17 protein-coding genes and 1 pseudogene are annotated in these 24,416 nt (G+C 32.9%); 9 read left to right on the top strand and 9 right to left on the bottom strand.

The window, feature by feature from the left end:
• Positions 1 to 103 precede the first annotated feature (103 nt).
• The 3 genes from QM746_RS14245 to apaG all read left to right on the top strand — a co-directional run bounded on the left by QM746_RS14245 (position 104) and on the right by apaG (position 4,642).
• The gene (locus QM746_RS14245) at positions 104 to 2,905 is read left to right on the top strand and encodes a 2-oxoglutarate dehydrogenase E1 component (RefSeq protein ID WP_414984829.1); all 2,802 of its coding nucleotides are present in this window, start codon (positions 104 to 106) and stop codon (positions 2,903 to 2,905) included.
• Between the two features lie 28 nt (positions 2,906 to 2,933).
• Positions 2,934 to 4,163 (top strand): 2-oxoglutarate dehydrogenase complex dihydrolipoyllysine-residue succinyltransferase, encoded by a 1,230-nt coding sequence (odhB, locus tag QM746_RS14240; RefSeq protein WP_414984828.1) that lies wholly within the window; start codon positions 2,934 to 2,936, stop codon positions 4,161 to 4,163.
• A gap of 92 nt (positions 4,164 to 4,255) precedes the next feature.
• A complete protein-coding gene (gene apaG, locus QM746_RS14235) occupies positions 4,256 to 4,642 on the top strand; it encodes a Co2+/Mg2+ efflux protein ApaG (protein ID WP_414984827.1) in 387 nt (128 codons plus the stop codon).
• Positions 4,643 to 4,728: 86 nt separating this feature from the next.
• Here apaG and QM746_RS14230 read toward each other — a convergent pair whose 3' ends face one another.
• From QM746_RS14230 to QM746_RS14220, 3 genes are all read right to left on the bottom strand, one after another.
• Positions 4,729 to 5,283, bottom strand: a complete 555-nt coding sequence (locus QM746_RS14230; RefSeq protein WP_414984826.1) for a 3'-5' exonuclease — start codon at positions 5,281 to 5,283, stop codon at positions 4,729 to 4,731.
• 94 nt (positions 5,284 to 5,377) lie between these two features.
• A complete protein-coding gene (locus QM746_RS14225; protein WP_414984825.1) occupies positions 5,378 to 6,346 on the bottom strand; it encodes a glycosyltransferase family 2 protein in 969 nt (322 codons plus the stop codon).
• Positions 6,347 to 6,349: 3 nt separating this feature from the next.
• Positions 6,350 to 7,231 carry a lysophospholipid acyltransferase family protein gene (locus QM746_RS14220; protein WP_414985161.1) on the bottom strand — a complete coding sequence of 294 codons (882 nt, stop codon included), beginning with the start codon at positions 7,229 to 7,231 and terminating at the stop codon, positions 6,350 to 6,352.
• A 59-nt stretch (positions 7,232 to 7,290) separates the two neighbouring features.
• Here QM746_RS14220 and QM746_RS14215 point away from each other — a divergent pair, with 59 nt between their 5' ends.
• Positions 7,291 to 7,827 (top strand): thioredoxin family protein, encoded by a 537-nt coding sequence (locus tag QM746_RS14215; protein ID WP_414984824.1) that lies wholly within the window; start codon positions 7,291 to 7,293, stop codon positions 7,825 to 7,827.
• Between the two features lie 30 nt (positions 7,828 to 7,857).
• Here the strand turns inward: QM746_RS14215 and QM746_RS14210 are convergent, their stop codons facing one another.
• Together QM746_RS14210 and QM746_RS14205 are read right to left on the bottom strand one after the other, a co-directional pair.
• Positions 7,858 to 8,676: a VanW family protein gene (locus QM746_RS14210; RefSeq protein ID WP_414984823.1), complete on the bottom strand. Its 819-nt coding sequence runs from the start codon at positions 8,674 to 8,676 to the stop codon at positions 7,858 to 7,860.
• A 291-nt stretch (positions 8,677 to 8,967) separates the two neighbouring features.
• Positions 8,968 to 10,329, bottom strand: coding sequence for an aldehyde dehydrogenase (locus tag QM746_RS14205; protein WP_414984822.1), 1,362 nt, complete (start codon positions 10,327 to 10,329; stop codon positions 8,968 to 8,970).
• A 167-nt stretch (positions 10,330 to 10,496) separates the two neighbouring features.
• On the opposite strand from QM746_RS14205, the gene QM746_RS14200 reads away from it, so the two are divergent.
• The 5 genes and pseudogenes from QM746_RS14200 to purF all read left to right on the top strand — a co-directional run bounded on the left by QM746_RS14200 (position 10,497) and on the right by purF (position 18,989).
• Positions 10,497 to 11,303, top strand: a complete 807-nt coding sequence (locus QM746_RS14200; protein WP_414984821.1) for an SDR family oxidoreductase — start codon at positions 10,497 to 10,499, stop codon at positions 11,301 to 11,303.
• A 106-nt stretch (positions 11,304 to 11,409) separates the two neighbouring features.
• On the top strand, positions 11,410 to 12,837 hold the full coding sequence (gene purB / locus QM746_RS14195) for an adenylosuccinate lyase (protein WP_374363947.1): 1,428 nt from the start codon (positions 11,410 to 11,412) through the stop codon (positions 12,835 to 12,837).
• 113 nt (positions 12,838 to 12,950) lie between these two features.
• Positions 12,951 to 16,641: pseudogene (locus tag QM746_RS14190) on the top strand (phosphoribosylformylglycinamidine synthase).
• A 67-nt stretch (positions 16,642 to 16,708) separates the two neighbouring features.
• Positions 16,709 to 17,428, top strand: a complete 720-nt coding sequence (gene purC / locus QM746_RS14185; RefSeq protein WP_414984820.1) for a phosphoribosylaminoimidazolesuccinocarboxamide synthase — start codon at positions 16,709 to 16,711, stop codon at positions 17,426 to 17,428.
• 76 nt (positions 17,429 to 17,504) lie between these two features.
• Positions 17,505 to 18,989 carry an amidophosphoribosyltransferase gene (purF, locus tag QM746_RS14180; protein ID WP_374363950.1) on the top strand — a complete coding sequence of 495 codons (1,485 nt, stop codon included), beginning with the start codon at positions 17,505 to 17,507 and terminating at the stop codon, positions 18,987 to 18,989.
• A 43-nt stretch (positions 18,990 to 19,032) separates the two neighbouring features.
• Here purF and QM746_RS14175 read toward each other — a convergent pair whose 3' ends face one another.
• The 4 genes from QM746_RS14175 to QM746_RS14160 all read right to left on the bottom strand — a co-directional run bounded on the left by QM746_RS14175 (position 19,033) and on the right by QM746_RS14160 (position 24,329).
• Entirely contained in the window at positions 19,033 to 19,647 is a 615-nt protein-coding gene (locus QM746_RS14175) for a porin family protein (protein WP_414984819.1), read from the bottom strand.
• Positions 19,648 to 19,829: 182 nt separating this feature from the next.
• Entirely contained in the window at positions 19,830 to 20,429 is a 600-nt protein-coding gene (locus QM746_RS14170) for a porin family protein (RefSeq protein ID WP_414985160.1), read from the bottom strand.
• A 350-nt stretch (positions 20,430 to 20,779) separates the two neighbouring features.
• The gene (gene aroB, locus QM746_RS14165; RefSeq protein WP_414984818.1) at positions 20,780 to 21,823 is read right to left on the bottom strand and encodes a 3-dehydroquinate synthase; all 1,044 of its coding nucleotides are present in this window, start codon (positions 21,821 to 21,823) and stop codon (positions 20,780 to 20,782) included.
• A gap of 85 nt (positions 21,824 to 21,908) precedes the next feature.
• Complete coding sequence (locus QM746_RS14160; protein ID WP_414984817.1) at positions 21,909 to 24,329, bottom strand: TonB-dependent receptor plug domain-containing protein; 2,421 nt, start codon at positions 24,327 to 24,329, stop codon at positions 21,909 to 21,911.
• Positions 24,330 to 24,416: the final 87 nt, after the last annotated feature.

The raw sequence follows: 24,416 nt of genomic DNA, 5'->3' as shown, positions 1-24,416 counted from the left end.
CTATATTAAATTACCAAAAACATGCACCTCTGGTTCGTAATTTTTTAATACTTTTGTCAGATACACTTTTTTTTAATCATAATACACAGATAATCTGTTAAAAATGGACAAATTTTCATTCCTTAATGCAGCGCATTCTCAGTTTATTGAAGATTTATATCAACAATATTTAAAATTCCCTGATTCTTTAGAACCATCGTGGAAAGCATTTTTTCAAGGTTTTGACTTTGCTTTAGAAATGTATGGCGAAGATTCGGGAGTTACAGTTCCACAGTTGGCTGTACAAGCAGTTACTTCTGGCAATATTCCTCAGAATATTGAAAAAGAATTCAAAGTAATTAATCTTATCATAGATTATAGAAGGAGAGGACATCTTTTTACCAAGACAAATCCCGTAAGAGAAAGAAGAACTTACACACCAGATTTGTCTATAGAAAATTATGGACTTTCTAAAGAAGACCTTACTACTGTATTTAATTGTGCAGTAGAAACCGGCATGAACGGACCTGCTACTTTAGCAGATATTATTGTACACCTAGAAAAAATTTATTGCAATTCTATTGGTGTAGAATATATGCACATTAATAATGTAGAAGAGAAAAGATTCATCAAAGAATGGCTTCACAAAGACGAAAATCTTCCGAGGTTAAGCGCAGATGAAAAAGTAGAAATTCTACACAAATTAAATCAAGCGGTAGCTTTCGAAAATTATCTTCATACCAAATTTGTTGGGCAAAAACGTTTCTCTCTTGAAGGTGGTGAAGCGCTAATCCCTGCATTAGACCAACTTATTTCTAAGTCTTCTATTCATGGAGTAGATGAGGTAATTTTGGGTATGGCACACAGAGGTAGATTAAATGTTTTAACTAATATTTTTCAAAAATCATACAAACAAATTTTCTCTGAATTTGAAGGAAAAGAGTTCGAAGAAGATGTGTTTTCTGGTGATGTAAAATACCACCTTGGTGCTTCCAAAAAAATTACTACAGCAGCTGGTGAAGAAGTAAGAATTAATCTAGTTCCTAATCCTTCTCACTTAGAAACGGTAGCTTCTTTGGTACAAGGAATTAGCAGAGCTAAAATAGATAACGTTTTCGAAGGAGATTCTAAAAAAGTTTTACCTATTGTAATTCATGGTGATGCAGCTATTGCCGGACAAGGTTTGGTGTACGAAGTTGCTCAAATGATGACTCTAGAAGGATATAAAACTGGCGGTACAGTTCATATTGTTGTAAATAATCAGGTTGGTTTTACTACCAATTATCTTGATGCGCGTTCTTCAATTTATTGTACAGATATTGCAAAAGTTACAGATTCTCCTGTAATGCATGTAAATGATGACGATGTAGAAGCAGTAGTTCATGCTATTAGATTTGCGGCAGATTATAGAGCTAGATTTGGAAAAGATGTTTATATTGATTTATTAGGATATAGAAAATATGGACATAACGAAGGTGATGAACCTAGATTTACTCAACCTAATTTGTATAAAATTATCTCTAAACATCCTAATCCAAGAGAAATTTATAAGAAAAAATTAAAAGATGAAGGCGTAATCTCTGATGCTGTTTTGGCAGAAATGGAAAAACAGTTCAAAGAATTATTAGATGAAAACTTTGAAGCAGCTAAAGAAATTGAAATCAATACAATGGCTGTTTTCATGGAAGACGATTGGAAAAATTTCAAAAGAGGAACAATAGACCAAATCTATGCAGATTACAATACAGGTTACGACTTAGAAAAACTGAAAGATTTAGCCATTAAAATCTCTACTTTACCTGCAGATAAAAAATTCATCAATAAAATTTCTAGATTATTCGATTCCAGAGTAAAAATGGTTGAAAATAACTCTTTAGATTGGGCAATGGGAGAATTGTTGGCTTATGCTACACTTCTTACTGATGGCAATGATATTAGAATTTCTGGCGAAGATGTAGAAAGAGGTACTTTCTCTCACCGTCATGCTGTGGTAAAAACAGAAGACAATGAAGAAGAGTATGTTCCTTTAAAACAAGTGTCAGACAGAAGATTTGATATTTTTAATTCATTATTATCAGAATATGGAGTTTTAGGATTCGATTATGGATATGCTATGGTTGCTCCTAATACTTTAACCATTTGGGAAGCTCAGTTTGGAGATTTTGTAAACGGAGCTCAAATTATTATAGACCAATATTTGGTAGCTGCCGAAGAAAAATGGAAAGTACAAAACGGTTTGGTAATGCTTTTGCCTCACGGTTTCGAAGGGCAAGGAGCAGAGCACTCTTCTGCTAGATTAGAAAGATTCTTAGAACTTTGTGCTAATCATAATATTTTTGTGGCAAATTGTACTACACCTGCTAATTATTATCACTTGTTGAGAAGACAAATGAAATTCCCTTTCAGAAAACCATTGGTTGTAATGACGCCAAAATCATTATTAAGACATCCAAAAGTAGTTTCAGGAGTCGAAGAATTAGCAAACGGAACTTTCCAACCAGTAATTGACGATGCAACAGCAGATGCTAAAAAAGTAGAAAAATTAGTATTCTGTTCAGGTAAATTATACTACGAGTTATTGGCTAAAAAAGAAGAATTGAACGACGAAAAAGTAGCTTTGGTAAGATTAGAGCAGCTTTATCCTTTGGATAATTTAAGAATTAACGAGATTTTAGAAAAATACAGCAACAGAAAAGAATTTGTTTGGGCGCAAGAAGAACCAGAAAACATGGGAGCTTGGACGTACATGTTGCGTAATTTCAGAAACCAAAATATTCAAGTTATTTCTCCAGTTTCTAGTGGTACGCCAGCGCCGGGAACTCATAAAAAATTTGATAAAAATCAGAAAGGTGTTATCAATGGAGTTTTTGGTATTAGTGCTGAAGATGCTAAACTTATCAAACCCGTAACTACAGTTAATGATTAAAATTTAGATTAAAAAAAACATACATACAATGTCAATATTAGAAATGAAAGTTCCTTCTCCGGGAGAATCAATCACAGAAGTAGAAATCGCTACTTGGTTGGTAAAAGACGGAGATTATGTAGAAAAAGATCAAGCGATTGCAGAAGTAGATTCTGACAAAGCAACTCTAGAACTTCCTGCCGAAGAAAGTGGTATTATTACACTAAAAGCAGAAGAAGGAGAGGTTGTAAAAGTTGGTCAAGTAGTATGCTTAATAGATAGAAGCGCTTCTAAACCAGCTGGAAGCACAGTCATTGCGAGCGAAGCGAAGCAATCTGTTGAAGAAGCTCCTAAACCTGAAGCTCCAAAAGCTACACCAGCTCCCGCTACTTATGCAACTAGTGCGCCTTCGCCTGCTGCTAAAAAAATTCTAGATGAAAAAGGAATAGACGCTGCTACAGTTTCTGGTACTGGTAGAGACGGTAGAGTTACAAAAGATGATGCTCAAAACGCAACTCCAGGTGTTCCTGCAATGGGAAGTTCTACTTCTGGAAGCAGAGCTCAAACTACTACTAAACTTTCAGTTCTTAGAAGAAAATTGGCTGCTAGATTGGTTTCTGTGAAAAACGAAACCGCTATGCTTACTACTTTTAACGAAGTAGATATGTCTGAAATTTTCAGAATTAGAAAACAATATAAAGAAGAATTTGCTGCGAAACACGGTATCGGTCTTGGTTTTATGTCTTTCTTTACCAAAGCAGTTACCAGAGCTTTACAAATGTATCCAGATGTAAATGCAATGATAGACGGAGATTTCAAAATCAATAATGATTTTTGTGATATTTCAATTGCTGTTTCTGGGCCAAAAGGATTAATGGTTCCTGTTCTTAGAAATGCAGAAAACCTTACATTAAGAGGTGTAGAAGCTAGCATTAAAGAACTTGCAATAAAAGTAAGAGATGGTAAAATCACAATTGATGAAATGACAGGCGGAACGTTTACTATTACCAATGGTGGTGTTTTCGGGTCTATGTTATCAACACCAATTATCAATCCACCTCAATCTGCAATCTTAGGAATGCACAATATTATTGAAAGACCAGTTGCTGTAAATGGACAAGTGGTAATTAGACCAATGATGTACGTAGCAGTTTCTTATGACCACAGAATTATTGATGGTAGAGAGTCTGTAGGTTTCTTAGTTGCTATAAAAGAAGCGTTAGACAATCCTGTAGAAATTCTAATGGGAGGAGACGAAAGAAAAGCATTAGAGTTATAAGTAATATTAATTATTTATGAAATAAATAGATCCCGCTTAATTTTAGGCGGGATTTTTGCTACATTTATTTCAATAATATAAAACTATAAAAAATGTATTCTGCAGTATCTAACGGTATCAAGATTTCTGTTGTTCCAGAATATCATATCAAAAATTCTTTTCCAGCGGAAAATAGATTTGTTTTTAGGTATAATATTACCATAGAAAATCTAGGCATTGATGCGGTGAAACTTTTAAAAAGAAGATGGTTGATTTATGATTTGGGATTTGGTTTTACCGAAGTAAAAGGAGACGGAGTAATAGGATTAACTCCTGTAATTGAGCCAGGCGAAACGTTTAAATATTTTTCTAATGTAATTTTGCGCTCTGGTGTAGGAAATATGTTGGGGAATTACGTAATTCATAATTTACTTACCAACGAAACTTTCGAAGCCGAAATTCCTAAATTCAGTCTTGTCTCAGAAGTTTTGAGTAATTAAAAAAAATTATTGTCGGCTTTTATCATTAAAAACAGCAAATTTTTAAACCTTTGCGAAAACCTTTGCGTCATTGCGTGAAAAAATAATTACAAATCTTTCAAATTTTTACTAAAAATTGTTTTTACCTCTTCGTCCTCAGTAATAATAAGTCTTTCAAAAGCGAGAAGCGAAAGTTTGGCACAAACCTCTGCATCAGCATCAGCTCTGTGATGGTTAAATTTTATTTGATGGTGGTTTGCCAAATTTTTCAAACCATAACTAGGTAAATTTTTCCAAGATTTTTTAGCAACTTGTATGCTGCACAAATAATTAATTTTCGGTTTGAAAATTCCATAATAATCTAGGCAACCTCTCAAAACACTAGCATCAAAAGACGCATTATGCGCAATCATGAGATTTCCGTAGAGTACATCTTCTATTTCACTCCATATTTCATCAAAAGTAGGAGCGTTTTTTACATCATCAGGATAAATGCCGTGAACATTAATGTTGTGCGGACTAAAATAAGGATAACTAGGAGGTTTTATCAACCAAGATTTGGTTTCTATAATTTCAGAATTTTCTACCACGCAGATTCCAAGTTCACAAGCGGAATTTCTCTCGTGAGTTGCAGTTTCAAAATCTAAGGCTACAAAATTCATGATTTATTTTTATTTTTTTTAACATCCAACATCCAACATCCAACATCCAACATCCAACATCTAACATCCAGCATCCAGCATCCAACATCCAACTTTAAATAAAATGCTTAAAAATCAACCATTTGGTTTGGTAATAATTTTTAGATTGAGTTTTACTTCTCAGTTTCCATGTTTTGGGAGCTTGAGCATAGAACCCAAAATGTGCTTTCACAACTGCCCAAAGATGCGGAAAACCATCTTTCAATCCGAAATAAATTCCAGCAACTCCATCTAAAATCAATCTAGAAGGAATTACCCAAATGAGCGTAGAAAGAGGTAAGTTTTTCAACAACATAGAAAGATTATTTCTTATATTGAGATACGTTTTTTTAGGAGATTGTTTGTTAAGAGTTCCTCCGCCAACGTGGAAAACAGTAGATTTTCCGCAATAATATATTTTTCTTCCAGCATTTTTTAATCGCCAACAAAGGTCTATTTCTTCTTGATGAGCAAAAAATCTTTCATCTAAACCATTCATCGCCCAATAATCTTCTTTTCTTATAAAAAGTGCACATCCCGAAGCCCAGAATATTTCGGTTTCGTCGTTATATTGTCCGTTGTCTTTTTCTAATTTTTCAAAAATTCTTCCTCTGCAATAAGGATAGCCAAGATTGTCTATCAAACCACCGCCAGCTCCAGCAAATTCAAAATATTTATCTTTTTCGAAAGAACGAATTTTCGGTTGAACGGCTGCAATTTCTTCATTTCTTAGGAAAATTTCCAAAATTGGGAAAATCCAGTTTTCGGTAACTTCTACATCAGAATTTAGAAGGCAATAGATTTCTTCGTTTATATGTTTCAAACCTTCATTGTAACCACCCGCAAAACCTGTGTTTTCTTTGTTTTTAATAATGGTTATATTGGGGAAATTTTGTTCTAAAAATTCCACAGAATCATCATTTGAAGCATTGTCTATTACATAAATTTTAGCTTCTTTAGAATATAAAATTACGTTGGGAAGAAATTTTTCTAACCAATGTTTTCCGTTCCAGTTGAGTATTGCAATTGCTAATGTTGGCATCATCATTTATTCGTCAAAATGTTTTATAGCATCTTTGTATTTCCATCTTTTGTGGCTCCAAAGCCAGTTGTCAGGATTTTTATTGATGGTTTTTTCTAAATTTTTATGAAATTTTTTCACCACTTCGTATGGTTCAAATTTGTCGTTATCTGGTAAAATTTCGTGGTAAGTAACTTTGTAATGTCCTCTTTTTACTTTTTCCATTTCGCAATAGACAAAAGTTACATTCATTCTGCTAGAAAGTCTGTCGTAGCCGATAAAAGCAGGTGTTTTTTGATTTAGAAATTTCAATCCGAAATTTACCATAGAAATATGTGGCGTTTGGTCTGCTACAAACATATAGGCAGAATTTCCGTCGTTAGGATTTCTAAGAATATGTTTCATTACATCATCCGCTTCTAGAGCTTCATTACCATATCTGCTTCTAATTTTTCTAATTTTTTCTTCCCAAAAAGGATTTTGCATTTTTCTGTAAATCGGGAAGCATTTTTCTTGAGGAATAATTGTTGCTAAAGAATTAAACCATTCCCAATTGAAAACATGACCAGAAAGCATCATCACATTTTTTTGTTTTTTTTGAGATTCAGAAAAAACTTCTAAGTTTATATGTTGAACTCTTTGGTGTAAAGATTCATCAGAAATTGTAAAAGCTTTGAGGGTTTCTACAATATAATCTGAAAAATTATGATAGAATTTTTTCGAGATTTTCTTTATTTCTTCGTCAGATTTTTCTGGGAAAGAATTTTTTATATTTTCAAAGACTACTTTTTTTCTGTATCCTGCAATGTAATAAAGGATAAAGAATATAAAATCTGACAAAATATATAAGATTTTTAAAGGTAGTTTAGAAAAAAGTAAAACTATTTGGAATAATATTTGGTTCACAATTCAAAATTAATTTGCAAATTTACAAAATCATTAAACGTAATTGTATAAAAATGTAAGATATGAAAAGAATTGTGATGAATTTAGCTTTTGTAGGATTGCTTTTGCCGGCATTTTCTTTGGCACAAACTACCGCTGAAGCAGATGCTGCAAAAATTGAAGCTAAAAAGAAAGCGGAAGAAGAAAAAGCTGCGTTGCCAAAACCTTACAACGAAACCGAAAATGCAGAAGCTAAAATTGCAGAATTGGTAAAAAAGGCGGAAAAAGAAAATAAAAATGTAATGATTCAGGCTGGTGGAAACTGGTGCATCTGGTGTTTAAGATTTAATAATTTTGTGCAAACTACACCAGAATTGAAGACTTTGGTAGATAATAATTACGTTTACTATCACTTAAATTATTCTCCAAAAAATAAAAATGAAAAGATTTTTGCCAAATATGGAAATCCAGGAGAGAAATATGGTTATCCTGTTTTTATTGTTTTGGATAAAACGGGTAAAATGATTCACACGCAAGATTCTGCGGTTTTGGAAGAAGGAAAAGGTTACAGTTTAGAAAAAGTGAAAGCGTTTTTCAACGAATGGAAACCTTCAAAATAATTTAAAATTAAGAAAAAGTTGAAAGTAATTTCAACTTTTTTTGTTTTCCAAGAAAGGATTGTACATCATTAAGGCATGATTTTCAATCAATAAACTTTCTGTAGAGTTTCCAAATTCATCGGTTTCTATTTTGAAAATTTGGTTATGACGAGAATATCCTCCCCAAAATTGTTGTTTCACAATGTGGTTTTTTTCTTCAATTTTATAAGTTGAATTTAGTTTTTCTAGAGAAAAAAGTTGCCCAAAAAGATAATCATTTTCAATCCAAAGTTTAATTTTGAAAGTATTTTCAGTATTATTTTTTACTCTGAAATCTATGTAATTGTAAGATAAAGTAGCTCCTGTGCCAAAAGGAACTTTTCTGTTTACATCAGGAAAAACATCAAAAGAATGACGATGTCTTTCAGTAATTAAAAGTGGAGAATGTGCGAAAATCCAAAAAAGTAAGTTCCCAAGTTGACACAAACCTCCACCAATTCCTTTTTCTATCTTTCCTTGGTTCAGAATTAAACCTTCTAAATAGCCTTTTTGGGCAGTTGGTTTTCCTACTAAATTCCACAAAGAGAACGTTTCGCTTGGATAAATTATTGTATTGTTTATTTTCTTTATTGCCAGTTCTAGATTTTTCTTTTTGTTGAATTGAAGATACATTTCTACATCTTTCAATGGTCTTAAAATCATAGAACTATGTTTGAAAACAGATTGGTTTATTTCTAAATTTTCAGAAAGCTGTTTTGCAAATTTTTCTTTTGAAAATAGATTATCAACTTTTCTTTTCAGAATATAATACTCTTTCCCAAGCTTCCTTCGGAAATTATTTTTTAGCAAAGGTTTTTCTAGTTCAAACATTTGTTGCATAAATATAAAAAGAGAAGAAAAATAATAAAGCAAATAAATGGATAAAAATACTAAACTTTAAATATTGTTTATGCTGAAAATAATATTTTATTAAATTGAATATTAGTAATATAACAGTAATAATCGGTAAAAATAATAACACAATCATTCCAAGTCCGGGATTGCATGGTCCGGATTTTTGAAATTGTTCTGCAATAGTACTTGTTAAAAAATAAATTACATAAAACAAAACAGTTAGAAATGCACTTTTTAGAGCTTTGTTTTTAATATTTATAATCTTCATTACAACAATTTTTTCAAAATTTTCAACTTTCCTTCGGTGTATGGCGGATATTTCAGCTCTGGTTCTAAGTAAATGGACTTGTCTAAAATAGCTTTTTGGTGAGAAAATGCATCAAACCCAAATTTCCCATGATAGTTTCCTAATCCCGAATTTCCTACGCCTCCAAAAGGAAGATGATGATTGCTAATGTGCATTAAAGTGTCATTGATACAGGCGCCACCAAAACTTAGTTTTTCTAAAATTTTTGTTTGTTCTTTAGCATTATTAGTAAAAATATAAGCAGACAAAGGTTTTTCTCCTTCAATCACTTTTTGGATGGCTTCGTCTAAATTTTTATAAACAAGAATTGGTAAAATTGGACCAAAAATTTCTTCTTGCATCACCGCATCTTCCCAAGTTACATGGTCTAAAACGGTAGGGGAGATATATCTTTTTTCACGATGGGTTTCTCCTCCGAAAATAAGTTTCTCTCTATTGATTAATTTTTCTAATCGGTCAAAATTTCTTTCGTTGATAATTTTACAAAAATGTTCAGCATTTTCGTGGTAATTCCTTTTCTTGATTTCATAAAGCAGAATTTCTATAAATTTAGATTTTACATTTTCCTGAACGTATAGATAATCTGGTGCAATACACGTTTGCCCTGCATTGATGAATTTTCCCCAAACAATTCTTCTTGCTGCCACTTCCAAATCTGCATTTTCGGTAATAAAAGCAGGCGATTTTCCTCCCAATTCTAAAGTTACAGGCGTAAGATGTTCTGCAGCAGCTTGGTAAACAATTTTTCCAACTCGTGGACTTCCGGTGAAGAAAATTTTGTCAAATCTCAATTTTAAAATCTCCGTAGTTTCTTCCACACTGCCTTCTACCACATAAAGAAATGCAGAATCAAAATTTTCATTGATAAGTTGCGCCATAGCTTTCATGGTGTTTTCGGGCAATTCACTAGGTTTTATGATGCAAGTGTTTCCTGCTGCAATTGCTGCAACAACGGGCGTTAAAGTTAATTGATAAGGATAATTCCATGCGCCAATTACAAGGCAGTTTCCAAGTGGTTCTCTGTAGATTTTGCTGCTTCCTAATTGATTGACAATGTTTGTTTTAACTTTTTTAGGTTTGGCAAGAGAATTTAAGTTTTTTAAGTAATAATCAATGTCTTTGTAAATGAAAGAAATCTCTGTACCGAACGTTTCAAATTCAGATTTTCCGAAATCTTTATAAATGGCTTCGTAAAGTTGGTTTTCGTGCTTTTTTATCAAATTCTTTAATTTCTTTAGTTGAGTTTTTCTAAAGTTTAAATCTTTGGTTTTGTGTGAATTAAAAAATGTTTTTTGACTTTGAAGAATTTCGGTGTAATTCATTACTCTTAAGTATTGATTTTCACAAAGATAAAATAAAACAAATATTTTAAGCAGGTTATTTTTGGAGGATTTTTAGAATTTTTATGTTGGAAATAATAATATTTTCAAATTTTATTAAAATTGATTGCTTTTCTAATGTATATTGTCAAAGAAAAAAATAAATAGTTATGGAACTAAAGAATAAAAAACTTTTAATAACTGGTGGAGCTTCCGGAATTGGCAAAATTATGGCAAGAAAATCTCTGGAAAGAGGCGTTTCTCATTTGGTAATTTGGGATATTAACGAAGAAGGTTTGTCAAAAACCAAAGAAGAGTTTTCAAAATTAGGAATTCCTATTTTTATTTATAAAGTTGATGTTTCTAATTTAGACGAAATTAAAATCTACGCGCAAAAAGTGAGAACAGAAGTTGGCAAGATTGATGTTCTCATCAATAATGCAGGAATTGTTGTAGGGAAATATTTCCACGAAAATACACATCAAGATATTCAAAAAACAATGCTAATTAACTCTAATGCTTTGATGCATGTTACGTTAGAGTTTTTACCAGAAATGATGAAAGAAAATTCTGGTGCTATTTGCAATATTGCTTCTTCGGCGGGTTTAATTTCAAATCCTAAAATGGCAGTTTATGCCGCTTCAAAATGGGCTGTAAACGGTTGGAGTGATAGTTTAAGACTAGAAATGGAGCAACTTAAAAAGAATATTTCTGTAACTACCATTATGCCTTTTTATATCAATACAGGGATGTTTGATGGGGTACAATCTAAATTAATTCCGATTTTAGAGCCAGAACCAACTGCCGAAAAAATTATAAAATCTATAGAAAATAAAAGAAAAATTTTAGCAATGCCACTTCCGTATTGGTTTATAAGGCTTTCTCAAGGGATTTTGCCACTTCCAATTTTCGATTGGATAATGGATCATGTTTTTGGAGTTTATGACACTATGAAATATTTTAAAGGAAGAAGGTAAATATTTGATTTATTTAGAGAAAACTTACGAATGTGGAAAACAATATTTGAGAATTCTTCAAAAAAATGTATTTTTGCATCTTGAAAAGTAAATCTAAAAAAGTAAAATGAATTCCTACAAAAATCCATTGGAAGAACGCTATTCCAGTGCAGAAATGCTCTTTAATTTCTCGCCGGATAACAAGTTTCAAACCTGGCGAAAACTCTGGATTGCTCTTGCTGAGATAGAAAAAGACCTAGGTCTTGAAATTTCAGACGAACAAATTTCTCAATTGAAAGAGCAAGCCGACAATATTGATTATCAAAAAGCTGCAGAATACGAGAAAAAGTTTCGTCACGATGTGATGGCTCACGTTCACGCTTATGGAGACGTAGCTCCAGCTGCAAAACCGATTATTCACTTAGGTGCTACTTCGGCTTTTGTGGGAGATAATACAGATTTAATTCAAATTAGAGATGGTCTTCAAATTATCAGAAAGCAATTGGTAAATGTTATCAAAAATCTTTCAGATTTTGCCATTCAATACAAAGATTTGCCAACTCTTGGTTTCACGCACTTTCAACCGGCACAATTAACTACAGTTGGGAAAAGAGCTACACTTTGGTTGCAATCTTTGCTTTTAGATTTCGAAGAATTAGAATTTTTCTTAGAAACTTTAAGATTTAGAGGTGTAAAAGGAACTACGGGAACTGCCGCAAGTTTCTTAGAACTTTTTGACGGAGATTATGCTAAAGTTCAACATTTAGATAAAGAATTGTCAAAACGTTTCGGTTTCGAGAAAGTTTTTGGCGTTTCTGGTCAAACTTACGATAGAAAAATTGATGCAAAAGTTTTGTCTTTATTGTCAAACATTGCTCAATCTGCACATAAATTTACCAACGATTTAAGACTTTTGCAAAATCTTAAAGAAATAGAAGAACCGTTCGAAAAAAATCAAATCGGTTCATCTGCAATGGCTTATAAACGTAATCCGATGCGTTCTGAAAGAATTTCAGCATTGTCAAAATTCGTTATTTCACTTCAGAATTCTTCAGCAATGGTAGCTGCAACGCAATGGTTTGAAAGAACTTTAGATGATTCGGCGAACAAAAGGTTGACGATTCCACAAGCATTTTTAGCAGTAGATGCAGTTCTTTTGATTTGGAACAACATTATGAACGGAATTGTGGTTTATGAAAACAGAATTCATAAACATATTATGGAAGAACTTCCGTTTATGGCGACCGAATACATTATCATGGAAGAAGTGAAAGCGGGTGGAGACCGACAGGAAATTCACGAGATTATTCGTGTTCATTCTATGGAAGCCTCGAAAAAGGTGAAAATGGAAGGCAAAGAAAACGATTTAATCGAAAGGATAATGAATGACGATTCTTTGAAGCTAGACAAATCGAAATTGCAAGAAGTTTTAGACCCTAAAAATTTCATCGGCTTCGCTCCAATACAAACTGTGGAGTTTGTAAAGAATGAAATCTCTCCGATTGTTGAAAAATATCAACACTTAATTGGTTTAGAATCAGATTTAAAAGTATAATTTTATGCAGGCAATTGTGTCTGCATTTTTTGTTTAATTTGAAATTAATTATTTGAAATTTTGAAATTGATTTAAAAGGTCAAACTTCAAATTTCAAATCTCAAATCTAATTTATGAAAAGAAGAATTTTCGTAGAAAAAAGAGGAGTTTTCGATGTAGAAAGTCCTAAAATTTTAAATGAAATCAAATCTATTTTGCCGAACATTCAATCGGTGAAAGTTTATAATATCTATGATATTTTCGGTTTGAAAGAAGGCGATTTCGAAAAAGTAGTCAACAATACTTTTGTAGATCCGGTTGTAGATATTCTTCACACCGAAAATCCTGCTAAAAATCTACATTTTGCCACGGAATTTCTTCCCGGTCAATACGACCAAAGAGCAGATTCTGCTCAGCAATGTATCGCTTTACTTACTGGTGTTGAGAATTCTACCGTAAGAAGTGGTAAATTGATAGAATTGCAAGGAGTTGAAGTTTCAGATTTGTTAAAAATTAAAGATTTACTCATTAATAAAGTAGAATCTCAAGAGAAAAATTTAGAAATTCTTCAAATTCCAGCCGAAGAAACGCCAGATAAAGTTAAAATTTATACAGATTTTAATGATTTTACAACAGAGCAACTTAACGATTTTTACAATAATCATGGTTTTGCTTTTGGTTTTGATGATTTAGAATTTATTCAAGATTATTTTAAATCTGAAAATAGAAATCCTACAGAAACCGAACTTAAAGTTCTTGATACCTATTGGAGCGACCACTGTCGTCATACAACTTTCGAAACAGAATTGACAGATATTCAGTTTGAAGGCGCATTTAAAGAAACTTTAGAAAAAATATTCAACGATTATTTAGAAAAAAGAAAATTCTTAGGAAGAGAAGCTAAACCTATTTCTTTGATGGATTTAGCTACGGTTTGCGCAAGATATTTCCGAAAAACAGGTAAGCTAGAAAACTTGGTGGTTTCTGATGAAATTAACGCTTGTACTATAGAAATAGAAGCTGAATTTGATGGCAAAAAAGAACCTTGGTATTTGTTATTTAAAAACGAAACGCACAATCACCCTACAGAAATTGAACCTTTTGGTGGTGCTTCTACTTGTTTGGGTGGTGCAATAAGAGATCCTTTGTCTGGTAGAGCTTTTGTTTTCCAAGCAATGAGATTGACGGGTGCTGCAGATGTTTTAGAGCCTATTTCTGAAACTTTACCGGGTAAATTGCCACAAAGAACTATTTCTAAACAAGCGGCAAATGGATATTCTTCTTACGGAAATCAAATTGGTTTGGCGACGACTCACGTTTCTGAAATTTATGACGAAGGTTATAAAGCGAAGAGAATGGAGGTTGGTTTCGTTACGGGTGCTGTTCCAAAAGATTGGGTGAGAAGAGAAAAACCAGCAGTTGGCGATGTGGTAATTGTTTTGGGTGGAGCTACAGGCAGAGATGGAGTAGGTGGAGCAACGGGAAGTTCTAAAGAGCAAGACGAAACTTCTATACATACGATGAGTTCGGAAGTGCAGAAAGGAAATGCGGTAGAAGAGCGTAAAATTCAGAGACTTTTTAGAAATCCTGAAGTAACGAAATTGATTAAAAAATCTAACGATTTCGGAGCAGGTGGAGTTTCTGTAGCGATTGGTGAAATTGCTGATTCACTGGAAATTAACCTTGATATTTTACCTTTGAAATACGAAGGTTTGAATGGAACCGAACTCGCTATTTCTGAGTCTCAGGAAAGAATGGCGGTGGTAATTGAAGCTCACGAAAAAGAAAAATTTATCAAATTTTGTGAAGCCGAAAATATAAAAGCGGTAGAAGTAGCTAAAGTTACAGATAGCGGAAGAATGCAAATGTTCTGGAACGGACAAAAAATTGTGGATTTGAGCAGAGCTTTTCTCGATACAAGTGGTTGTGCAAAGAAACAAGATGCTAAAGTCTCTCATTTACAGGAAATTAACTTAAATTCTATTGAATTTAATGAAGAGAATTTCTACAAAATTTTAGCTGATAAAAATGTAGCTTCTCAAAAAGGATTGGTAGAAATGTTCGATTCTACGGTGGGAGCCACTACGGTTGCACTTCCTTTTGGAGGTAAATATCAAACTACAGAAACTGAAGGTTGTGTGCAAACATTACCAATCTTACATGCAGAAAATGTAGAAACAGTGTCTTATGCAAGTTGGGGTTTTGATGCTGAAATTTCGAAGCAAAATTCTATGGTAGGTGCAAGTTTGGCTGTGGTAGAATCTGTAGCTAAAATCGTGGCTATGGGCGGTAATTTTAGAAATATTAGATTGAGTTTTCAGGAGTATTTCGAAAAATTAGGCAATAATCCTGAAAAATGGGGCAAGCCTTTAGCCTCAATTTTGGGAGCTTATGATGCGCAAATGAACCTTGGTTTGGCAGCGATTGGAGGTAAGGATTCTATGAGTGGAACGTATCAAGATATTAACGTTCCTCCTACGTTAATTTCCTTTGCTTGTGCTGATGGTAAAAAATTAAACACTATTTCTCCGGAGTTTAAAAAAACAGGGAATTTTATTTATCATTTCGAACATCAAGTTCAAGAAAACGGATTGCCAAATTACGAGAGTTTAATTAAAGTTTTTGATTATATTTACGAAGGAATTCAGAAGAAAAAAATTGTTTCTGTGAAAACGGTTAAAGATGGAGGAGTTGCCGTTGCGGTTGCAAAAATGAGTTTTGGTAATCTTCTTGGCGCTGAAATTTCTATTGACGAAAAACTTTTACTCGAAAAGAATATTGGAGGTTTAGTGATAGAATCTACAGAGAAATTAGATACAGATTTACTTCGATTAATAGGTGAGGTTAAAAATTCAAAAATTATCAAAATCAGTAATTTAGAATTCAATATTGAAAAATTACTTGAAGTAAATTCAGGAACGTTTAAAAATTTGTTTCCAACCAAAGAAAAAGATAAAATTGTAGTTAATTTTGATGAAAATCAAAACGGAACGGAGAAAAAATCAATCAATATCATTTCTCATAAAATTGGAACATCTAGAGTTTTTGCTCCAATTTTTCCTGGAACCAATTGCGAGTACGAAACGCAAAATGCTTTCAGAAAAGAAGGTGCATTAGTAGATAGTTTACCTTCTGAAAAATTTAACTCATCAGTTGCTTGAAGAAAGTATTGAAGCTTGGGTTGAAAAAATTAAACAGTCACAAATTTTAGTGTTCTCTGGAGGCTTTTCTGCAGGTGATGAACCGGATGGTTCGGCTAAGTTTATTGTGAATGTTTTGAAGAATGAAAAGATGAAAAATGCAGTTCACGAATTGCTTTCTAGAGACGGAATGATTTTGGGAATTTGCAACGGTTTTCAAGCTTTGGTAAAATCTGGTTTGCTTCCTTATGGTGAAATTAGAGATTTGGACGAAACTTCTCCAACTCTTGCGCACAACGCTATTGGAAGGCATATTTCTCAGATGGTAGATGTAAAAGTAATTAACGATGATTCTCCTTGGTTGAAAGGGATGAAAGGCGATGTTTATACCATTCCGATTTCTCATGGCGAAGGTAGATTTATGGCAAACGAAGAAGTGCTTTTAGATTTGTATAAAAAAGGACAAGTAGCAACACAGTATATTGATGCGGACGGAAATATAGCTCACGGTATGCCTTTCAATCCTAATAATTCTCTTTTCGGGATTGAAGGAATTACCAGCGGAAGTGGTAAAATTTTTGGTAGAATGGGGCATCCGGAACGTTTTACAAACGGATTGTTCAAGAATATCCCAACAGCCAATTATCACAATATTTTCAAAAATGGTGTTGAATATTTTAAATAAGAATTAAAATTTCAAAAATTAAGAATTCATACAAATAAATCAGTTTAAAAATAAAAATCTCAATAAAATGACTAAAGGTGAAATGCTTTACGAAGGAAAAGCAAAACAAGTTTTCGCAACAGAAGTTGCAGATGAAGTAATTGTAAGATTCAAAGATGATGCTACTGCTTTTAATGCACAAAAACGTGGAAGCTTCGATTTGAAAGGAGAAATGAATAACGCTATTACAACGCTTATTTTTGAATATCTTCAAGAAAAAGGAATTCCTACACATTTCATCAAACAATTGAATGAAAGAGAACAATTGGTGAAAAAAGTGAGTATTATTCCTCTAGAAATGGTGGTGAGGAACTACGCTGCAGGAAGTATGGCACAAAGATTAGGCGTAGAAGAAGGCATTAAATCTCCTGTTACTATTTTTGATATTTGCTACAAAAAAGACGAATTGGGAGATCCTTTGATTAATGATTATCACGCAATTTTCCTTGGAGCTGCTACCAAGCCAGAGCTGGACGAAATGTATGCGCTTACAGATAAAATTAATGAACTATTGAAAGAATTGTTTGATAAAATGAACATTATTTTGGTAGATTTTAAAATAGAATTAGGAAAAACTTCTGACGGAAAAATTATTTTGGCAGACGAAATTTCTCCAGATACTTGCAGACTTTGGGACAAAGACACGATGAAAAAATTAGATAAAGATAGATTCAGACGTGATTTGGGAGAAGTTACCGAAGCTTACGTAGAAATTTTCGAAAGATTGAAAAAAGCATTAGGGAAGTAATTTTTCAAAAAAAGCCACGAAGTGGCGACTTAATAAAGAATAGGGTGAAGCTCTATTATATTTAATAAAAGTTTAAATGAAAGATATAAAATTAGCATATCAAGAAAAATTCAAACAAGAATTCTACGGTAGAAACCTTTTCAGAACTCAAGACGAAGAATTTTTAGATGCTCCGAAAGAAGAATGTGGCATTTTTGGATTGTATTCTGATAATGAGGTAGATACATTCTCTCTTTCTCAGTTCGGATTGTTTGCTTTGCAACATCGCGGACAAGAAGCTTGTGGGGTTTCTGTAGCTTCTAAAGGTAAAATTCTTACCGTAAAAGACGAAGGTCTTGTTTTGGATGTTTTTAAAACCATTCCCAATCCTGAAAGTTTAATTGGAAATGCGGTAATTGGACATACCAGATACACCACTGCGGGAGATAAGAAAACTTATAATTTTCAGCCTTTTTTTGCTAAAAATGAGTACGACCAAATTATACTTTCTATTGCGCACAACGGTAATCTTACCAATGCAGGAGAATTAAAGGCAGAATTAGAAGCTGAAGGAGTAGTTTTTAAAGCAACTTCAGATTCTGAAGTGATTTTGAGATTAATTCAAAAAAATCTTGATTTAGGTTTAAGAGGTGCTATTAAAGCAACCATGGAAAGAATTGAAGGAGCTTATTCGGTGGTTGGGCTAACCAGAAATAAGTTTTTTGCATTTAGAGATTTTAACGGAATTAGACCTTTGGTTTTAGGAGCAATAGACGAAAAAACTTTTGTTTGTGCGTCGGAAACTTGTGCGCTAGATGCGGTGGGAGCTCAATATGTAAGAGATATTTTGCCAGGCGAAATTGTTTATACCAGCGATACAGAAGAAGGTTTAAGAAGCTTTTTGGTGAAAAACGATTGCGAAAGAAAAATCTGTGCTTTCGAATATATTTATTTTGCAAGACCCGATACTACACTCGAAGGAATAAATGTACACGAAATTAGAGAAAAATCTGGCGAAAAAATCTGGGAACAAGCTCCAGTACAAGCAGATTTGGTAATTGGCGTTCCAGATTCTGGTGTTCCGGCGGCGATTGGTTTTTCCAAAGCTTCGGGAATTCCCTTCAGACCTGCTTTAATTAAAAACAGATATATTGCCAGAAGTTTTATTGTTCCGTCTCAAGATATGAGAGAAAGAGTAGTGAATTTAAAGCTAAATCCTATTATTTCTGAGATTAAAGGCAAATCTGTAGTGATTATTGATGATTCTATTGTGAGGGGAACTACATCTAAACGTTTGGTGAAAATTTTAAGAGATAGTGGAGCTAAGGAAATTCATTTTAGAAGTGTTTCTCCGCCAATTATTGCACCGTGTTTTCTAGGAATTGATACTCCGAAAAAAGATGATTTAATTGCTGCTAATATGACGATTGAAGAGTTGAAAGATTATCTGGGTGTTGATAGTTTAGAGTTTCTGAGTGTGCCGAATTTAGCGAAAATTTTAGGTTCAGAAAATCATTGTTTTGGATGTTTTACAGAAAAATATCCTGTTGCTAAACCAAAAGAAAGCGAATTATTTAATTGATACAAAAAACTCGGAAAACTAATCTTTCCGAGTTTTTTATTTTTTAAAATTTGAAGTTTACACCAACTTGTAGATTGTTGTTTTTTGCGCTGTCTAAGAAATAATCGGTAACATTTCCGTTTTTCCCAAGTCCTGTTAAGCCTAAAGTGTATCTTGCACTTAGTCCAAAATTTTTGTTCAAATTAAAGCCAGCTCCAAAACCAGCTCCTACGTTAAATCTGTTGAGATAATCCATATTGATGTCTGTAGAAGGTGAAATAATGGAAGAGCTAAGTCCTTGTTTTGCAGAAACCATGTAGCTAAATTCTGGACCTAATTCTAAGTAAAAATTACTCGGAAAATTATACTGTAACATAATAGGCAAAGAAATGTAATCTAACTTTGTAGTGGTAGAAACGTTGCCGATAATTCCACCAAAATCATACAAATCTGTTTTGGCTCCCAATTGATTGTAAATTAATTCGGGTTGAACGCTAAATTCTTCTGAAACCGGGAATGTAGCCGTAACACCAGCATAAATTCCTGCTTTAGATTTCATATCTGTGCCAGAAGCTCCGTTATTGATGTCGGAAACATTTAATCCGGCTTTAATTCCAAATTGTTGCGAAAAAGCAAAACCGCTCATTACGATACCTAATCCTAAAAATATTTTTCTCATTATTTTATTTTTTTAAATATTTGTTTAACAACGAGGTGTTTTCAATTTATATGCCAAATATTTTCGAGTTTTATTAGTTTGTTGATTTTCAATTGTATAAAAATAAAAAAAGCCGAGCGAAAATTGCTCAGCTTTAAAAAACCAATAACCAATTAAATATTGAGAGTCAATAATTTCTTTAATTAAAATTTGAAATTAACACCTACATGAAAAGTGTTGTTTTTGTTTTTAGCATTTGTGCTTGGGTCTGAAGCAGGTTTGGTAACATCGCTGAAACCAGCTACATATCTTGCATTAATTCCGAAGTTTTTAGTAATATCAAAACCAGCTCCTAAACCAACTCCAAGGTTAAAATTGTTATAATCTTCTTTGTCTAATTCTGCTGTAGAAGTAGAGTTGTTCCAAGTAGTTTTGGTGTCTGCGCTTACCAAGAAACCAAATTCTGGACCAGCTTCTAAGTAAAACTGTGGTGTTGCTTTGAATTGGAACATTACTGGAACTGTAATATAATTAAGGTTGAGTTTTTGAGAATAAGAATTTCCTAAAACTGTTCCTTTTACTTCAGAACCAAGGTTGTTATAGATTACCTCTGGCTGAATGCTGAAAGATTCTGAAGCTGGGATGTTTACAAAAACACCTCCGTAATAACCTACTTTAGATTTAGTATCGTCATATCCATCATCCGAGATTGATGAAACGTTCATACCTCCTTTAATACCGAATTGTTGCGAAAATGCAAACGAACTTGCTACGATTGATAGTCCTAAAAACAATTTTTTCATCATTGTTCTGTTGCTTTTGTTTGATTGAATCTTTGATTTCATAATTTTGATTTTTAAATTTTTAATATTTTTTTGTTGTTCTAATTTTAAATCACCAATTTGTTTTTTGCAAAGTTTCAAATTCTGTGATTTGGTGTTCTTATAAAATTTTTTACGATTGTTTCAAAATCTTAATTGTGATTGTTTTTTATTATTTTCTGTTGCAAAGTTGCATTGGTGCGGTTTATTTTTCTTTATATTATTTTTCGAAAGTTTTATAAGATTTTTTATTTAGAAATAAAAAAAGAGCTTGGCAATTTACCAAGCTCTCAATTTTATGTTTGTAAGTGTATTTTTATTGTAACTTCATATTATTGTTCTAGATTTCTATAAAATTCTAAACTTTTTTCTATGTTTTCTGCGCTTACTTTGTAATCAAAATTGCATTTACCAACGCCTTCTAATAACGAAAAATTAATTTTACCGTGGTTATTTTTCTTATCATTAATCATTAAGTTGATAATTTCTTCGTTACTGAAATTTTTGATGGAGATATAAGGATAAAATCTTCTAATATTTTTGATGATTTCTTCGGCGGTTTCCTCGGAAATTAGTTTTTCTAAAAAAGCCAAATGCGTTTCTGCAATCATCCCAAGCGCAACGGCTTCACCATGCGGAATGATTTTGTCTGCTTTCAAGAAAAGACTTTCTACTGCGTGTCCAATTGTATGCCCGAAATTGAGAATTTTTCTTAAATTTTCTTCTTTAAAATCTTTTAAAACCACATTTTCTTTAATCATCATACTGTTTTCGATGTGTGGAGCTACATTTTCGGCGGTTATTTCTTCTAAAGCAATTAATTCGTTCCAATGGTTTTCGCAAGCGATAAGTCCATGTTTCAACATTTCGGCAAAGCCACTTCTTAGTTCTATGAATGCTAAAGTTTCTAGGAAATTTGGATAAACTAAAATGTGTTCAGAATGAGCAAAAGTTCCAACTATATTTTTAAGATATTGATGGTCTATGCCAGTTTTTCCACCAATTGAAGCGTCGCACATTGCCAAAAGTGTAGTTGGGATGTTGATGAATTTAATACCTCTTTTATACGTTGAAGCTACAAAACCTCCCATATCTGTAATTACACCGCCTCCTAAGTTTAAAAGAAGAGATTTTCTGTCTGCTTTAAATTCAGCTAAAATTTCCCAAAGTTGAGTAGCTGTAGCAATGGTTTTAGCATCTTCGCCGGCTTCTATTTCTATAATTTCGAAAGGAATTTCGGTTTTTAAATTTGCTAGAAGGGTTGGTAAGCAATTTTCGTGGGTGTTTTCGTCTACTAAAATAAAAATCTGACTAGGATTTTGCTCTGCTATATATTGATTTAATGCACTGAATTCTTGGTCTAATATTGAAATCATTTCTATGAAATTTTAGCAAAAATAATAATAATAAAGCACACCATAAACTTGGTGTGCTGTGATTTTTGTTATTGATTAAGAAAAATTAGAAATTATAAGTAATCATGGTATAAACTTGTCTTCCCGAAAATCCCATTTGAACGGGGTCAAAAATACCTCCAGATTCTGTGTTTCCGTCTGAAACATGCGCGTATTGAAGTGTAGGATATCTATTGAAAATATTTTTACCACCTAAAACCCAAGAGAATTTATTTGAAAATTCATAACCAAAAGACAAATCTGTGGTTACTTTTGCGCCGTAATCTTGGTAATCTGTATCGCCGCCGTAGCCAATAAGTCTTATCTTGTCGAATCTTACCAATTGTAGATTGGTTGTTAGTTTATTGATTTTGTAATTCAAATTCAAATTGAATTTAGTTTTTGGTGCAGAAGCTAGGATAAATGCTTTTTCTCTTTCGCTTAAGAAAATGCTTTCTAAACCTGCTAAAGAAGATGGTGTGTTAATTTTAGAAATTTTCATTTCGTTATAATTTCCTGCGAGAGTAACGTTTAGTTTTCCCGCTCCAATGTTTTCGGAGTAATTTAAGATTACATCTATTCCTTTTGTGCTTGTGTCTAAAGCATTTGCGAAAAATTGAGCTTGCTCTACATCACTTGGTAAGTTTGGAATTTCTGTATTGGTAAAATATCCTGTTAATACAATTCTGTCTTTTACTTTAACATAGTAACCATCAACGGTTGCGGTAAATTTACCTGTATTGTAGGTAAATCCAGCACTTCCGTTTACAGATTTTTCTTCGTTTAATTGTGGAATTCCAGCGGTTTTTGCTAAATCACTATCGTTAGAACCTAGTTGTATTGTTACTAAATTGCCTCCTTGGAAGTTGGTGAATTTTAAACTATAATATTTTTGAACAAGTGATGGAGCTCTAAAACCTGTAGAAATAGAGCCTCTAAGAGCAAATTGTGGTGTTATAGCATATCTGGTTGCGAATTTACCGTTAAGTGTGCTTCCAAAGTCACTGTAGTTTTCAAATCGAACAGCGCCAGAAATCATCCAATTTTTTGTTACGTCTAATTCAGAATCTATGTAAGCTGCAAAGTTATTTCTGCTTTTTCCAACGTTTTCAGAATAACCAGGGAAGCCTTGCGAGCCTCCAGGTCTTACATTTCCTGTGTCGGGATTGGTAACGTATAAACTTTCTGGGGTTGAAGCGGTTACTATATTTCCGTTGATGTCATAAGAGGCATAAGAAGCTTCTTCTCCTTTATTAATATTGAATTTTTCGTATCTAAATTCAGAACCAAATGCAATATTTAATCCTTCTAAAAAATTAAAATTTTTGGTAGCATTAAATCCTGTTGTGTTTTGTAGCAAAGAATGTCCTCCTGCATTAAATGTTGTTGGTGAGTTAGCTCCTAAAGTTGCATTAATGGTGTTTTTGATGTCATAATGAAAATTGTTGTTGCCTAATGCGTTATAAAAATCTATATCCCAATCTGCTACTTTAAATTTTAAACCATTATTAAACGTAAAATCCGAAATTTTGGTATTTTGAATAGGATTGAAGCCATTTGGATAGACGGAAATAATATTTCCGTCAGAATCAGCGCTTCTCGTCCAAGCGTAAGCTTTGGTATTTCTGTAAGAGAAGCCAGAGTTGTTATAAAATTTCAAATTATCAGAAAGAGGAATTTCAGAATTTAAGAAAACATACATGTTTTTTGCTGCGGCATCTCCAAAACGTTGCCTTGGAGCGTCGTATTTATCTGGATTTGCGTTTCTTATAGCGTATTCTTTATTTACAAAATCTAAACTAAGGTTCATAAAACCTCCTTTTTTACCAAGGGCAAAACCAGTATTAATTCCTAAGTCTAATATATTACCGTCTAATTTTTTATCAGAAACTACATCTTTGTTTCCAGGGCTTTTAAAGACATTTAATCCATAAAATGCGGTAGCTTCTGTACCTTCTTTTCTGTCGTTTAATATAATATTTATTACACCGGCTATTGCATCAGAGCCATATTGAGCGGAAGCACCATCTCGTAAAACTTCTATTTTCTTTATCGCGGTAACGGGAATGGTGTTAAGGTCAGAACCAGTGTTTCCTCTACCTCTAGTTCCGAAAAGATTTACTAAAGAAGATTGGTGGTATCTTTTACCGTTTAATAAAAGTAAGGTTTGGTCTGGACCTAATCCTCTCAAAGTAGCAGGGTCTACTGCATCTGCTCCATCAGAACCAGATTGTTTGTTAGAATTAAATGATGGTGCAGAGAACTGCAAAAGTTGATTTACTTCTACTTGTCCTGTGGTTTGGCTTACTTGTTTTACTTCTATAACATCTACTGGAACAGCAGAATTTACAACTGTTCTTTTTTTATTTCGAGAGCCTGTAAGTAGTACGTCTTCTATTTTTTTTTCAGCTTTGATAGTATCTTGTTGCGCGTATGTAAAAATCACACAAAAAAATAAAGTTCCAATTGTAATTTTTCTTACTCTCATAGTGGTAGGTTTTTAAAGTTTAAGTAAAATTATTGATTTTTTTTCAATAAAACCCTTGTTTTTTTTATTGATTTCTTGTTTTTATTG

The sequence above is a fragment of the Cloacibacterium sp. genome (genome assembly GCF_047601505.1).
Taxonomy (GTDB): domain Bacteria; phylum Bacteroidota; class Bacteroidia; order Flavobacteriales; family Weeksellaceae; genus Cloacibacterium.
The sequence above is the reverse complement of the archived record's forward strand: the minus strand, read 5'-3'. Positions and strand labels throughout refer to the sequence as shown.